Genomic DNA, 15,659 nt, shown 5'->3' with positions numbered 1-15,659 from the left:
ACTCATTTCGCACCTATTTATGCCTAAAGAATCTGAACCCACAATCCAAGATGTTCTGGAAGCTGTCCACAGCTTAGCGGATATAACTGAACGGCAGATGGTAACAAAAACCCATCTGGCAGAACAGCTAATCCCAGTGCAGCACGAGTTACAGTCGTTGCGGGCAAACATGGTAACCAAGAATGCTCTGAAACACCAACTCGGACAATTCGAAACCCGAATGGTGACCAAGGATTACCTTGACGACAAACTCGCCGACCTCCGCGGAGACCTGGTTGTACTGAACCGCAGACCAGATCGCAAGATTGAGATGCTCATGGACGTTCTCCATACAAAGCACGTGCTTGATGATGCAGACGTAAAGCACGTTACCTCAGCATCGCGTTAATCTACATCGTGGATACAGAAGAGCCCCGCACCAGTGATGATGCGGGGACTTTACTACCGTCAAATTGAATGAGCATTAGGCGAGGACACCACCGATCCACCATTCACCGTGCCAACGTTGCCAGCTGATGCTGACTTCAACGAATTCAGCCGTTACTTGTAGGTGGCTCCAGTCTGAATTGCTACCGCTATTTGGATTGCGTTCCCAGAGAGTTCCATTGGGATGCGTGGTGGCAAATTCTGGATCGTCGATATTGACTTGAGCTACTGCATAGGGATCAGCTTTCAGACCATGTAGCTTCAGACCCCAATAAATAGTATATTTGTCAGGACTTTTAGTTATGGGGAAGAAAAAAACATCAACTTCTTCTCCTGCGCCATTTGGCATATTGCCAGCAATCGTAACTCGCTTACCAGTGGCTGCCAACACCTGTTCTGAAGTGCGGTTCCGATCTACCTTCACCTTTCGGACGATAACTTCATTAAACATCCCAACGCAACCCTGGAATACCTCATCGAGGCTTTGAGCAACCTTTTTTGCATTAATCGTAATAAGCTTTTCAATGTACCAGCTTGGCAGGGATAATTTTACAAGCTCAGCACGAATTTTTTCACCTGCTTCACGTATTTGTGCTTCGGTCACCAACGTGTCAGTTTCTCTGCCATTTAACTTCACGATGATGGCATGATCCAAATCTTTCAAAGTTTTCCTCCAATTTCTTATCCAACGATCAAGGTTGGATCCACATTTTGAGTTAAAATATTTCTACTATTTCTTGACCAAGAAATGTAACAAATAATCGAAAATATGTCAAGCATAGTGCCAAAAAGCCCCGCACCTGCGGAGCTCTTCTGGTTCTCAGTTCCTCTTTCAAAGTTCTTAACTCGGCTTCCCTACCTTCTCTTCCGCTTCCTTCTCTTTCACCCGCTTGAGGATTGCGGCGCGGAGGTCTGCAGCAACTTTGGGGTTTTCCCGGAGGAAAGTCTTACTCTGTTCGCGACCCACGCCCAGCTTCTGCTCGCCAAAACTCACGGTGTTGCCGGACTTCTCTAGTACACCTTGAGCCAGGCCCAGGTCAATGAGGTCACCGCTGGCGGAAATACCTTCGGCGTACATAATGTCAAACTCGGCCACGCGGAAGGGCGGAGCAACTTTGTTCTTGACGATCTTGGACTTCACGCGGTTGCCCACAATGGCTTCCCCGCTCTTCAGCTGGGCAATGCGGCGCACGTCAATGCGTACCGAGGAGTAGAACTTCAAGGCCATGCCGCCGGTAGTTGTCTCCGGGTTGCCGAACATGATGCCGATCTTCATGCGGGTCTGGTTGATGAAGATGACCACGGTCTTCGTCTTGGCAATAATGGCGGTGAGCTTCCGCAGGGCCTGGCTCATGAGCCGGGCTTGCAAACCCATGTGGCTGTCCCCCATCTCGCCTTCAATTTCCGCCTTGGGGGTGAGCGCCGCCACCGAGTCCACCACAATGACGTCCACGCCATTGCTGCGAACCAGGGTTTCCACAATTTCCAAAGCTTGCTCGCCGTTGTCTGGCTGGGAGATGAGCAGCTCATCCACATTCACACCAACCTTGCGTGCGTAGTCCGGGTCCAGAGCATGCTCTGCGTCCACGAATGCGGCAATCCCCTTCTCCTTCTGCACTTCGGCAATGATGTGCAGGGTGAGGGTGGTTTTCCCGGAAGCTTCCGGACCGAAAATTTCAATGACCCGACCGCGGGGCACGCCGCCCACGCCCAGGGCGAGGTCCAAGGACAAGCAGCCAGTGGGAATGGCTTCCACACGCTGCACGGTTTGCTTGGCCAGGGTCATAATGGAGCCCTCGCCAAAACGGTCCTGAATCTGGCTAATTGCTTCCTGCGCGGCCTTGTGCCGGGCATCCAGAGACGGGGCTGCTGGAGTAGTGTTTTTTGCTTTTGCCATAGGAGAAAAATAACTCAATAAATGGTGAGATTCGCCCTGTCAGGCCCCGTTTCCGGAGCTCGCCTATTGTACCACAGCCGGAACCTGGACGAGAATACGGCGGGTCACTGTGGCCGGACGGCTGCGCTTTTTTCGGGCGGTAATGGTCAAGGTATTCACCCCGGCCTGCAAATCCACAGCTTCCCGAAAACCGCCGCGCGCATCCACGGACACTGGCTTCCCATTCACTTCCACGGTCACTTCTGCGGCGCTCTGTCCCACCACAGTAACCTGCGGAGAGTTCACAATGATGTCTGCACTTGGCTCAGTGACGGTCAGGGGTGGGGGCAATACAATGCCCAGGATAGAAATGGCAAAGTACACCACAGCCAGGACTAAGATTCCACCAGCGATGAGCCAACGGGCAGACCGTGGATGCATACGCTGCGTTTGCGCATCAGTGGCGGCCTGTTGCTGGGCAAAGCCTTTGGCTGCAGACTGTGCGGTGGGCACGTACCCGCGCGGTTCAGCTTCAAAACGAGCCAACACACTTTCCACCGAAACATCCAGTGCCGCCGCAATCTGTCGTAAGAAACCACGAAGGTACACAGGTCCAGGCGTTTGATCGTACCGTCCGGCCTCAATAGCCACAATGTACTTGGCTTGGACTCCTGCCTGCTGGCCAAGTGCTTCCACGCTCAAACCCGCGTCCTCCCGGACGCTGCGGAGTGCTTCACCTAAGGTGTCATTGGGTAACGCACGCCGGTGAAACGATTTCTGCTTCCCACTGCTCCCTTGCGGCTGCGTGTCACTCATGCCACCGGTGGCTGATTCTGCGGCGGAAGCACATCGTGGTCATCCTCCAGATCGTTGTCTGGAATGGGAATACCTTCGTTGGGATCCGCCTGCACGCGTACCTCACGGGGCTTGGCACCTTCACCCGGGCCAATCACACCCTGCTCTTCCAGCAAGTCCAGCAAGCGGGCAGCGCGGGCATACCCAACGCGCAAACGGCGCTGGAGCAAGGAGGCAGAAGCTTTCTGCGCGCGGATGATAACCGCCTTCGCTTCTTCCAGTAATTCATCATCGCTCCCGTCTGCTTCATCCTCAGGTGCGGCCATGCCATTGCTGCCCCCAATGAGACCATGGGGTTTTTCCACAATATCTGCATTGTACTCAGGTTGCGCTTGCACTTTCAGCGCTTTCACCACCCGTTCAATTTCCACATCCGCCACAAAGCAACCTTGCAAACGCTTGGGTTTGCTCAGCTCTGGCGAGCTGAAGAGCATGTCACCACGACCCAGTAATTTTTCAGCTCCAGGTGAGTCCAGAATAGTGCGGGAGTCAATGGCTGATGCAACGGTGAAGGCAATGCGGTTGGTAATGTTCGCTTTAATTAACCCAGTGATGACATCCACCGAAGGACGCTGGGTCGCCACGATAAGGTGAATACCCACGGCGCGGGCCATTTGCGCCAGGCGGATGATGGCCGCTTCCACTTCCCGTGCAGCCACGGCCATAAGGTCTGCTAGCTCATCAATGACCACCACCAGATATGGCAGGGGGTCAGGGTTTTGCGCATTGTACGCTTGAATGTTGCGCTTGCCCACCGTGGAGAGCAACTGGAAACGCCGATCCATTTCCCCCACCACCCAGCGCAAGGCATTGATCGTCTTGGGCACTTCGGTAATGACCGGGGTTAGGAGATGCGGAATGCCATTGTAGTTGGTGAGCTCCACCCGCTTGGGGTCAACCAGGATGAGCTTCAGGTCATCGGGTCCGTTGGCGTAGAGCAAAGAGAGGAGGACAGTGTTGATGCAGACGGATTTTCCAGACCCCGTGGCACCAGCGATGAGTAGGTGGGGCATCTTATCCACGTCCGCAATGAACGAATCGCCGTTCACGCTCTTCCCAATAGCGACGCTCAACGGTGACTGCCGCTGGCTATAGGCTTTGGAGTTCAGGAGATCGTGCAAGCGGACAATGGCCGAGGATTGGTTTGGCACTTCAATGCCTACCAAGGACTTGCCAGGAATGGGCGCCTCAATGCGTATGGGATGAGCGGCCAAAGCCAGGGCTAAGTCGTTCGAGAGTGAAGTAATGGAGGTGAGCTTCACGCCGTCAGCGGGCTTCATGGTGAACTGCGTGACGGTTGGACCAACGTTCACATCACCCATTTCCACCGCAATGCCAAAGTTGGCAAAGGTTTTTTGAATGCGCTCTGTGTTCGTCCGAATGTCGCCACTGGTGGGCTTGCTGGGCGTGGCATCAAGCAAATCTATGGGGAAGGTGATGTGCCGGCGAACGCGGGGTTTCTTGGGTTCAGCAGGCGCCGGTGCATCCGCTGCACCAACGTCGCGTGAGGAAAAGCCCAAATCCTCTTCCGGGGGAATCTCTTCTTCATCTTCGTCAGCGGTTTCCATTGGCGGGGGCGCTACCTCTTCCACGCGCTGTGCAGCCCGAAGATTGTGCGTCATAGCCAGCCACTGGTAGCGCAGCCGGCGGAAAATATTCCCGCGCTCTGCCAGGGTGTTCAAAGACACATCGAGCATGACCAAGAGCCCAACGAGCAGAAGGGCGAGGAGGACGATGGCGCTGGCAAAAATCCCCATGGCAGAAACCAATGGCCAGGCCAGTGCCAGACCAAAAGCCCCGCCACCGCTGCCGTCGCCAATTCGCTCCCCCATTTCCACCACTGGGATAGTGAGCTGCAGCAAACCGGCAAACCCAAACCACGCCACGACCAGCCCAACGTAATTCGCCGGGCGAAGTGAAAACTTCTGTGGCCGGAACAAAAAGCTGACCCACACACCCAAGACCACCGGGAATGCAAACCGCGCCCAGCCAAAGAGCCAGCGGAGGATGCTATCAAAGCCTTTCCCAAAACCCCCAGCAATGCCAAAGAGACTCAGAACACTCAGCGCGCCAACCGCGATGAGAATGGTGATTGCCACTCCTTGCCGCGTCTCTGGCTTCAAGGGTGCGTGGGTCTGCCGCTCCACCCGGGCAGAACGATTCCTGGTTCCGCTATTTTGCCGCTGGGTTCGGACAGGAGCCAAAGCTTCCTGCTCCTCCGCATCCGGACGGGCAGCGTGGTCTGATGATTTCGGTCGTTGCGCCATATCGTAAATGGAAGTTTACCATTTTTCTGGCTTTTTGACGAGTTTTGAGTATGAAAAAAGGTGGCATACGGATGTACGCCACCTTGGGAGTATTGAAGGTGCAATGAGAAATCTCTACCGGGCAATGAATAGCCCACCCGAGTCTTGAACACAGGCGCCCAGAAATTTGCCGCCGAACCCAAGACCGTCATCGCTGGCTCCGAGATACAGCGAATAGCCCTCGGACTGCCACTTAACCCCTGCCATATCATAACCTGGAACAAAAAAATTCCGAGCAAGAACCTCAGGGTACCCGGCCATGGCAGTGCAGAAATCGTAGCCGCCAGCAAGATGGAAAATTTCTGGTAGCTGATCGGCAAACTCTCTATCTGCCGGAATGGAAAACCCCTGCAAAGAATTCGGGAGAAAGATGCCGGCTACTGGCCCTTTTTGCATTTTTGCCACCAAGCACTTGTGACTTGGATGCACAATGCTCACTTGATCACCAAGCTCGCCCTTGCAATGGTTTATGAATGACCGGTCGGGAAATGCCTTGAGGTACGCCTTCTCAACCGCGGCGACAAAAGTTGTTTCCAATATCGTGCCGTAATCACCAGCCTCAATCTTTGGTAGAGTCAACGGAAACCATGTACGACCTAGGCAATTCTTCAATTGTGGATCAGTAGTAATGATCGCCAGAATCTCTTGGACTTCATCTTGAAGTTCCTGCACAGTAGAGAAGACGGTACCTTCCGGGAACACAGCGGTCAGGCGTTCCAATAATTTTCCAAAATCCATCCCTGGTATCTGCAAATGGAATAACCGACTTTCGTCGCAGACCGATGATTGCAGACCCCTTGGAATGCCGCGACCATGCCTATCGAAGAGCGTCAGAATGACATCTTCAATCCTTGCCTGCTTTGTACCTTGCAGCATAGCGTCAACAACTGCTTCACCGCCGAGCATGTTGAAGACCGCTTCAATGTCATTCCCCCTGTACTTTCCATACTTACTCATTGTCACTCCTTTCAGGCTGAAAGCCCGAAACTGAGATTTGTTGCCACTGCTCGTGGCCGGAGACGCTTCTCGTGAATGTGATGATTTGAGAAGAGTTTGCAATGCCCACATTCAGGCACTTCAAGCTCCGCTCAAATGTTTGTCAAAGAATGCCTTACTTTAGCGCGAGGGCAGGATTTGTCAAATGCGTAACTCCGTCGTATCCAAAAGCCCCGGCTAGAGAGCCGGGGCTTGGGAGTCTACTTTTTTGAATAGGCTTTAGCGAACATCGTCCGGCCGGAACCCGGTTCCAGCGGGGATGAGCTTACCGATGATGACGTTCTCCTTCAGACCGCGGAGCTTGTCAATCTTCCCGGAAACTGCGGCGTCAATGAGCACGCGGGCAGTTTCTTGGAAGGACGCGGCGGAGAGGAAGCTATCAATGGAAAGCGAGGCTTTGGTGATGCCGTACAGCAGCACTTCGCCCTTGGCCAAAGTCTTATTCTTCGCCGTGGCTTTCACATTGGCGGCGTCAAACTGGTTGCGCTCAATAATTTCCCCGGCAATGAGCTCGGTGGAACCAGCGTCAGCCACGGCCACGCGGGAGAACATTTGCCGCACAATGACTTCAATGTGCTTGGCATTCAATTTCTGCCCTTGGGACGAGTAGATGAACTGGGTTTCCTTAATGAGGTAGTCCTGCACCGCGCGTTCACCTTGCAGGCGGAAGAGCTGGTGGATGTCCAAGCTGCCTTCGGTGAGTTGCTGGCCTGGGTTCACCAAGTCACCATCTTTCACCAGGATCGTATCGCCAGGAAGCACCACGCTCTCTTCCACGGTGTCCTTCTCCCGGTGAATGTTCACCACGGTTGCACCGCCCAGCTTCACAATGCCACCGTCCGTGGCAACAACTGGATCCTTGCCCTTCGATTCTGCCAAGGTAGCCCCGGCTTCCACGGTTGCACCGTCCGCCACCACGGCTTTGAAGCCGCGCTTCAGTGGGTAGGTGTCTGCAGCTTGACCGCGACCATGAATCCGCAAAATCTTTTCACCTTTTTCACCCTCGGCAATGGAAAGCGTTCCGGCGATGCCTGCCAAAATTGCGGGCTTCTTCACCGGCCGAGCTTCAAAGAGTTCTTCCACGCGTGGCAGACCTTGGGTAATGTCATGCCCGGCTACACCCCCAGTGTGGAAGGTCCGCATGGTCAGCTGGGTGCCAGGTTCACCAATGGACTGGGCGGCAATGATCCCCACGGCAATCCCCTTGGCCACCAAGCGGTTGTACCCCAGGTCATACCCGTAGCATGCAGCGCACAAGCCGCGCTTGGCTTTGCAGGTGAGCACGGAGCGAATGCGGAGTTCAGCCAAATCTAGCTTCTCCAGCACTGGGAGAATGTCTTCAGTGATCAAGGCGTTCTTCTGCACAATCACTTTTCGTGTTTCCGGATCAGACACGCGTTGCAAGCTGGTGCGACCCAAGGCGCGCTGTGCCACGGTTTCACCCAGCACATCGGAGTCAGCCTTGTACAGCACCATGCCGTCCTCGTCTTCACACTGGTCCTCGGCAATGACAATGTCCTGGGCGACGTCAATGAGACGACGGGTGAGGTAGCCAGCGTTGGCCGTGCGGAGGGCGGTGTCAGACAAACCCTTACGCGCACCGTGGGTGGAGATGAAGTACTCCAGCACGTCAAAGCCTTCTTTGAAGCTCCCGCGCACTGGCAGTTCAATAATGTCACCGGCTGGGTTGGTCACCAAACCTTTCATACCCATCATCTGGGTGGTCTGACCCCAAGAGCCACGCGCGCCAGATTCAATCATGCTGAAGACTGGACCAAAGCTATCCAACGTTGCCTTACAGGCTTTCTGAATTTGACCCTTGGCCTGGTCCCACACTTCAATAATGCGGTTATGCCGTTCATCATCCGTCAGCAAACCCATTTCGTAGTGCTGTGTGAGTTCTAATACTTTTTCGTCCGCAACCTTCAGAATTTCGGCTTTCTCTTTTGGAATGGTGAGATCGTCCATGCCCCAGCTAATGCCGGATTTGGTCAGGTGGGTGAAAGCCAGGTTCTTCAATTCATCAATGACGCGGACCGTGCGCTCCATGCCTGCCTTCTGAATGAATTCACCAACCATGATGGACAAGCGCTTCTTATCCAAGTGCTGGTTCACGTACGGCCAACCTTCGGGCATCACGCCGTTGAAAATGAGCCGGCCGACGGTGGTGGCAATGCGCTCAGCACCCATGCGGACGTGAATCTCTTCCTGCAGCGGAATGCGCCCATTCCCAAAAGCCAGGTAGGCTTCATCCGGAGACATGAAATTCTTGGGTTTCTCCTGCGGGCGCAACATGGTGAGGTAGAAGCAGCCCAGCACAATGTCCTGGGATGGCGTGACCACCGGCGTGCCGGTTGCTGGTTTCAGCAAGTTCTTAGTGGAGAGCATGAGCTCAGCAGCTTCCTTCTTCGCAGCTTCGGTCAACGGCACGTGCACAGCCATTTGGTCACCGTCGAAGTCAGCGTTGAACGCCGTACACACCATAGGGTGAAGCTGGATAGCTTTGCCTTCGATGAGCACGGGTTGGAAGGCCTGAATACCCAAGCGGTGCAGGGTTGGTGCGCGGTTCAGCAGTACGTGGGAGTTCTTGGTGATTTCTTCCAGAATGTCCCAGACTTCACTGCGGTCACTCTCAATGAAGCGGTTGGCGCTGCGCACGTTGTGCACGTACTCCCGCTTAATGAGCTGGGCAATAACAAAAGGTTTGAAGAGCTCCAAGGCCATGCGCTTGGGCAGACCGCACTGGTGCAAGTGCAAATGCGAACCCACCACAATGACCGAGCGGCCAGAGTAGTCCACGCGTTTGCCCAGCAGGTTCTGGCGGAACCGGCCCTGCTTCCCCTTCAGCATGTCCGCAATGGACTTCAGCTGGCGCTTCTGGCCTGTGGCTGCAGTCACGGTCTTGCCGTGGCGAGCGCCGTTATCAATGAGCGCGTCCACTGCTTCTTGCAACATGCGCTTCTCGTTGCGGGTAATCACTTCTGGAGCATTGAGTTCCAGCAAGCGCTTCAGGCGGTTGTTCCGGTTGATGACGCGACGGTACAGGTCGTTCAAATCTGACGCGGCAAACCGGCCACCGTCCAGCTGCACCATTGGGCGCAGGTCAGGTGGAATGACGGGCAGCGAGGTGAGAATCATCCACTCAGGCCGGAGCTGGTTCACCAGCATGCTCTTCAGGACTTTCAAGCGACGAATCGCTTTGCGCTGCTTGGCTTCCGAACCGGTGGCGTGCTCTTCCTGCAAGGCTTTAATTACATCTTCCAAGCGCATTTGCTGGAGCAGGAGCCGAATGGCTTCCGCACCAATCCCCGCTTCAAACACGTGGCCGTACTTCAAGCTCAGATCATGGTACTGCTGTTCAGAAATAATCTGCTTGGGGTGCAGGGTCTGCAGCTCTTTCTTCGCCACGGTTGCGGCGTTGTCCAAGGCATCCTGCCGCTCAGCCTTACGGGCGGCATTGGCAGCCAGCGCATCCGTTGCCGCGGCTTCGGCTTTGGCAATTTTGTCAGCATTGGCTTTGGCGGCTTCCAGATCCCGGGCTTTCTTGGCTTGAATGTCGGCGGCCACGCGCTGGGCTTCACTCTCAATCATCTTTCGCTTGGTTTCCAGTTCGGCTTCAATTTGCGCCAGCGTGTCCACGCGCAGGGGTTCGTCCACCGCGGTAATCACAAATGCCGCAAAGTACATGACCTTTTCCAAATCCTGGACAGACAGGTCTAAGCACAGGCCAATCTTGGACGGCACGCCGCGCAGGAACCAGATGTGGGAAACCGGAGCAGCCAGCTCAATGTGACCCATGCGCTCACGGCGGACTAAGGCGCGCGTCACTTCCACGCCGCACTTGTCGCAGACAATACCTTTGTATCGAATGCGCTTGTACTTGCCGCAGTAGCATTCCCAGTCCTTGGTGGGGCCAAAAATTTCTTCCGCAAACAGCCCGGACTTCTCCGGCTTTTGCGTGCGGTAGTTAATGGTTTCTGGCTTGGTCACCTCGCCGTACGACCAACGCTTAATCGCATCGGGCGATGCTAAGCGCAGGCGAATGGCGGAAAAATCTTTGAGGGTGAGTGTGTCTTCGGGCATGGTCGTGGCGGTTAGGCGTCCGGAGACGTTGGCGGCGGGACGAGCGTGGGATCAGGTAGCACAGGCACGGCTTCTTCCAAGGGCGCAGTTTGCGCACCCAGAAGTTCCACGTCCAAGCACAGACCTTTGAGTTCCCGCACCAGCACATTGAAGGCTTCGGGAATGTTCAGCTTCTGAATAGGCTCACCTTTGATAATGGACTCGTAGGCTTTGCTGCGACCCACCACGTCATCAGACTTGATGGTGAGCATTTCCTGCAGCATGTGTGCAGCACCGTAGGCTTGCAGTGCCCACACTTCCATTTCTCCAAAGCGCTGGCCACCAAACTGGGCTTTGCCGCCCAATGGCTGCTGCGTCACCAAGGAGTATGGCCCAATGGAACGCTGGTGGATTTTGTCTTCCACCATGTGGATGAGCTTCATCATGTACATCACGCCCACGGTCACGGCTTGTTCAAACTCTTCACCCGTGCGGCCGTCCACTAAACGGACTTTGCCGGTGGTGGGCAACCCAGCTTTGGTCAGCTGCTGGCGAATGACATCTTCGGGTACACCATCCAAGGGCGGGCTGACCACGCGGTAGCCTAAGGTCTTGGCGGCCATCCCCAAGTGTACTTCCATAATCTGGCCAATGTTCATACGAGAGGCCACACCCAGCGGGTTGAGAATAATGTCAACGGGTGTGCCATCCGGCAAGGCAGGCATATCTTCCACGGCCACGATGCGGGAAATGACGCCCTTGTTCCCGTGCCGTCCGGCCATCTTGTCACCCACCTGGATTTTGCGGAGCTGTGCCACCGACACTTGGATGCTCTTAATGACGCCGGAGGGGAGCTTGTCACCCTTCTCGCGGGAGAAAATTTTAATGTCCACCACTTTGCCGTGCTCGCCATGCTCCAGGTAGAGGGAGCTGTCCTTCACGTCTTTGGCTTTTTCGCCGAAGATGGCGCGAAGCAACTTCTCTTCTGCAGAGAGTTCGGTTTCACCTTTGGGCGTAATTTTGCCCACCAGGATATCACCGGATGACACTTGCGCGCCAATGCGGACAATCCCCTCTTCATCCAAGTTCCGCAACTTCTCTTCCCCAATGTTGGGAATGTCGCGGGTTACCACTTCAGGCCCCAGCTTGGTGTCGCGCACGTCAATGACAAAGTCTTCAATGTGAATGGAGGTGTACCGATCCTGCTGCACCACGCGCTCGGAAATGAGCACAGCGTCTTCGTAGTTGCCACCTTCCCACGGAATGAAGGCCACCACCATATTCTGCCCCAAGGCCAATTCACCGCGGTCCGTGGCTGCACCGTCTGCCAGCACATCGCCAGCTGCTACCTTCTGGTGCTTGTCCACAATGGGCTTCTGGTTCATGGAAGTTGAAGCATTGGACCGGACGAACTTGCCCAACCGGTACGAGCGAAGCGTGCCATCATCTTCCAGGACTTCCACATGGTTGGCATCCACAGCGGTCACCACACCTGCCTGCTTGGCCAGCACCACCTGACCGGAGTCTTGAGCAGCGCGGGCTTCCACGCCGGTGCCCACGAAAGGCGCGGAGGGCTTCACCAAGGAAACGGACTGGCGTTGCATGTTCGTGCCCATCAAGGCGCGAGCCGCGTCATCATGCTCCACGAACGGAATGAGGGAAGTGGCAATGGAAATAATTTGGTTTGGCGCCACATCCAGGTAGTCAATCTTGTCCGTTGACCCGGTGGTCGGTTCACCGTGCATGCGGATTTCCGTGCGCTCGGTCAGGAAGTAGCCATCTTCGCCAATGGGCGTGGTGGCTGCAGCGGTGACGTGTCGCTCTTCGGTAAAGGCATCCAAGTACTGTACGTCTTTGGTTACCCGGCCTTTCACCAAAATGGTTTCCGCTGTGGTCTTCGCCAGAGCTTTTGCCTGCGTGTCAGAAATCTTGTCGCCGGCTTTCACAATGCCTTCTACCGCTTCACGGGCAATTTCACCCACGGCTGCCTTCCCATCATTGGGAACGGTGTTAATGACTTTGCGGAATGGGGTTTCAATGAAACCAAAGTCATTCACCCGCGCGTAGCTGGAGAGGTGGCCGACCAAACCAATGTTTGGACCTTCGGGGGTGGCAATGGGGCAAATGCGGCCATAGTGTGTGCGGTGCACGTCGCGAACGTCAAACCCGGCACGCTCGCGGGACAACCCACCGGGCCCCATGGCGGAGAGCCGACGCTTGTGCTCCAGTTCTGCCAGCGGATTGGTCTGGTCCATGAACTGCGAGAGCTGCGAGGACATGAAGAATTCTTTAATGGACCCAATGATCGGCCGCGCATTGATCAGCTGGTTTGGGGTAATGGTCGTAATGTCCAAGGTGGACATGCGATCTTTGATAATACGCTCCATGCGGGACAGCCCCACGCGGAATTTATTCTGGACGAGTTCGCCAATCGCCCGGACGCGGCGATTGCCCAGGTGGTCAATGTCGTCCGCATCCTTCTGGGTATTGTTCAGGTGAATGATTTCGCGGAGGATAGCCACCAGGTCATCCTTCTGCAGCACGCGGTGCTCCTTATCATTCGCAAAGTTGAAGTTGAAGCGCTGGTTCAGCTTGTAGCGCCCCACCCGACCAAAGTCGTACCGGTCAAAGCTGAAAAACATCTTGGTAATGAGTTCCCGGGCGTTGTCCGTGGTAGCCAAATCGCCTGGGCGAATGCGCTTGTACACTTCCTTCAACCCATCTGCTTCTGTGCGACTGGGATCTTTGGTAATGGTGGCGTCCAAGAAGCGATGGTCAGGGTTCGTATCAATATCCTTGAACAAGTCAATAAGCTCTTCGTTCATCCCAAAGCCAAACGCGCGCAGCAGGGCGGTGACGGGCGCTTTGCGCTTGCGGTCAATTTTCACCCACATGACATCCTGGGCATCCGTTTCAAATTCCAGCCAGGCGCCACGGTTGGGAATGATCTTCGCCCCGTAGTAGCGGCGGCCGCGGATAAACTCGGACGTGAAGAACACACCGGCGGAACGAATCAGCTGGCTTACCACCACGCGCTCAATGCCGTTAATGATGAACGTCCCCCGCTCGGTCATCAGCGGAAAGTCACCCAGGTAAATTTCCTGCTCTTTAATTTCCCCGGTCTTCTTGTTAATCAGCTTGGTGGAAACGCGGAGCGGTGATTCAAAGGTGACATTCTTCGCCTTGGCGGTGAGCTCGTCGAAACGCGGCTCATCCAGGTAGTAACTCTGGAAGGAAAGTTCCAAATCCCGGCCGATGAAATCGCGGATGGGCGAAATTTCATCAAACAGCTCCTTCAGACCTTCCTCAAAGAACCATTGGTAACTCCGCTTCTGAATCTCAATGAGATCCGGCAGCGCAATGGCGGCGTGGAGGTCGGTGAAGGTCTGCCGGTTGGCATGGGTCTGTGAACCTTCGTGGCGAATGTAGTGGCGCTTCTTCGACATACGTGTGGGGGGAAACGTTGGGAAGAAAAAACGAAAAAGTGGAAGGAAGGGATGCGGAGAATGCAAGGGCCGTCAAGCGGTGCCGGAGCAGACTACAAAAATGCCTTTCCGTTCAATGCGAATTCCGGAAAGCTATATCCGTTACGACGTTTTTTATGATTGCGCCATTGGTGGCTTCTTCTGCCCCGTCATTATCTGGGGGGCGGCTCAATACCCCCAACACAAAAGTGTGGGGAGAGCAAGATGTGGATAAATGGAATGTACGAGAAAAACCCCTTGCTTGTCAAGGGTGGGGGTGTGGACGAGGGTGTGGATAACTTCCGACAAAGATATTCCCCTGTATTTATAGGGTCTTTGCGAAGATTCCTAGGTTCAATTTGCGCGTTTTGCTAGATTCTCAAACTCTTCGTGTATTACCCTTCGGTCATCCCAGGGAACCAGTTTCCCACCAGCGACAGCCATCACTTCTTCCCCACCTTTGCCCGTGAGGAGGAGTACGTCACCGGGTTTTGCTAGTTGGAGCATACGAAGAATTGCTTCTCGACGATCAGTGATGCGGTACACAATTGCTTTGCCAACGGACGCTGCGGCATCAGCAACATCGGCAATTATTTTTTCCGGTTGCTCATCGTACGGATCTTCATTCGTAACCACGACGACGTCAGCATGTTCTGCGGCCAGCGCACCCATCACACTCCGCTTCGCAACGTCTCGTCCCCCACCCTGGCTTCCAAGGAGGACGAGTAATCGCTTCGGTTGTAAAAGTCGTGCCGCCGCGTACGCAGCTTGCAAACTCGCTGGCTCATGCGCGTAATCAACAAACACACGGAAGGGCGCATTCAGCTGGACTTCTTCCATACGGCCAGGCACACCAGTGAAAGAGGAAAGTGCTTTTCCTATTGCGCTGATATCGTACCCAAAACCCTGCAGGATGCTGACAACTCCCATGGCATTACTCACATTGTGCATACCCAGCAAAGGGAAGCGAACTACGGCAGCCCCGCAATGGAATGAACAACCCTGCGCATCAGCAATGACATCGGTTGCCTGCATCACCTGGAGACGTGGCAGGGTACGCACATCCGTCCCCTGCACAGACCACGCGACGTACTGATCAGCAGCGTGCCGCAGGAAGTGAAAGGCGTTTGGGTCGTCTACATTAGCGGCGATGACCGTGGGAATTGATTTCCCATTAAGCTTTTTTCGCCAGGAGCGGTTCAGGCTGGCGAAGACGCGCTCTTTGGCATGGCGGTAGTTTCGAAAACTGCCATGCGCTTCAATGTGCTCGGGTGTGAGGTTGAGAAATACCGCGCCATCAAACGCAATGCCAAGGTGCCGGCCTTGGCGCAAACCCTCGGAAGAAACTTCCAGCACCACGGCCGTGCACCCTGCCCGCACTGCACGTTGCAAGAACCGCTGGAGCTCGCCCCGACCCGGCATGGTCATCTTGCTTCGGTTGGGCCAGGTCTTCCCCAGCATCCCCCACTGCACAGTGGAAGAAAAAGCCACTCGCTCCCCAAGCACGGTGAGCGTGTGCGCCAGCATGGCCACGGTTGTGGACTTCCCTTTCGTCCCAGTCACTCCAATGACCAGCAATTTTCTGGACGGTCGGCCAGCGCGCACTGCTGCAACTCTGGCAATGAGGCTATGGTAGACAATCACTGCTCGTGAGGGAACAAAGTTTTTGAGCAT

Annotated in this window: 9 protein-coding genes; 1 reads left to right on the top strand and 8 read right to left on the bottom strand. The window is 55.0% G+C overall.

Annotation, left to right across the window (positions count from 1 at the left end; translation table 11 throughout):
* The first annotated feature begins 19 nt into the window (after nucleotides 1–19).
* The gene (locus tag WCV85_00375; protein ID MFA6473311.1) at nucleotides 20–388 is read left to right on the top strand and encodes a hypothetical protein; all 369 of its coding nucleotides are present in this window, start codon (nucleotides 20–22) and stop codon (nucleotides 386–388) included.
* 75 nt (nucleotides 389–463) lie between these two features.
* Here the strand turns inward: WCV85_00375 and WCV85_00370 are convergent, their stop codons facing one another.
* The 8 genes from WCV85_00370 to murE form a co-directional block, all read right to left on the bottom strand.
* Nucleotides 464–1,090 (bottom strand): hypothetical protein, encoded by a 627-nt coding sequence (locus WCV85_00370; GenBank protein MFA6473310.1) that lies wholly within the window; start codon nucleotides 1,088–1,090, stop codon nucleotides 464–466.
* Between the two features lie 177 nt (nucleotides 1,091–1,267).
* Entirely contained in the window at nucleotides 1,268–2,323 is a 1,056-nt protein-coding gene (gene recA, locus WCV85_00365) for a recombinase RecA (GenBank protein MFA6473309.1), read from the bottom strand.
* Between the two features lie 63 nt (nucleotides 2,324–2,386).
* Nucleotides 2,387–3,118, bottom strand: coding sequence for a helix-turn-helix domain-containing protein (locus WCV85_00360; GenBank protein ID MFA6473308.1), 732 nt, complete (start codon nucleotides 3,116–3,118; stop codon nucleotides 2,387–2,389).
* Entirely contained in the window at nucleotides 3,115–5,424 is a 2,310-nt protein-coding gene (locus WCV85_00355; GenBank protein ID MFA6473307.1) for a DNA translocase FtsK, read from the bottom strand. Before WCV85_00355 ends, WCV85_00360 begins: the two co-directional genes overlap by 4 nt.
* Nucleotides 5,425–5,538: 114 nt before the next feature.
* On the bottom strand, nucleotides 5,539–6,420 hold the full coding sequence (locus WCV85_00350; protein ID MFA6473306.1) for a hypothetical protein: 882 nt from the start codon (nucleotides 6,418–6,420) through the stop codon (nucleotides 5,539–5,541).
* Nucleotides 6,421–6,678: 258 nt separating this feature from the next.
* Entirely contained in the window at nucleotides 6,679–10,542 is a 3,864-nt protein-coding gene (gene rpoC, locus WCV85_00345) for a DNA-directed RNA polymerase subunit beta' (protein MFA6473305.1), read from the bottom strand.
* Nucleotides 10,543–10,553: 11 nt separating this feature from the next.
* Nucleotides 10,554–13,967 carry a DNA-directed RNA polymerase subunit beta gene (locus tag WCV85_00340; protein ID MFA6473304.1) on the bottom strand — a complete coding sequence of 1,138 codons (3,414 nt, stop codon included), beginning with the start codon at nucleotides 13,965–13,967 and terminating at the stop codon, nucleotides 10,554–10,556.
* Between the two features lie 372 nt (nucleotides 13,968–14,339).
* Nucleotides 14,340–15,659, bottom strand: coding sequence for a UDP-N-acetylmuramyl-tripeptide synthetase (gene murE, locus WCV85_00335; protein ID MFA6473303.1), 1,320 nt, complete (start codon nucleotides 15,657–15,659; stop codon nucleotides 14,340–14,342).

This window comes from Patescibacteria group bacterium (assembly GCA_041665345.1).
Classification (GTDB): domain Bacteria; phylum Patescibacteriota; class Patescibacteriia; order PEXW01; family PEXW01; genus JBAYJA01.
Note: the sequence above shows the minus strand (reverse complement) of the source record. Positions and strands in the feature narration are given on the sequence as shown.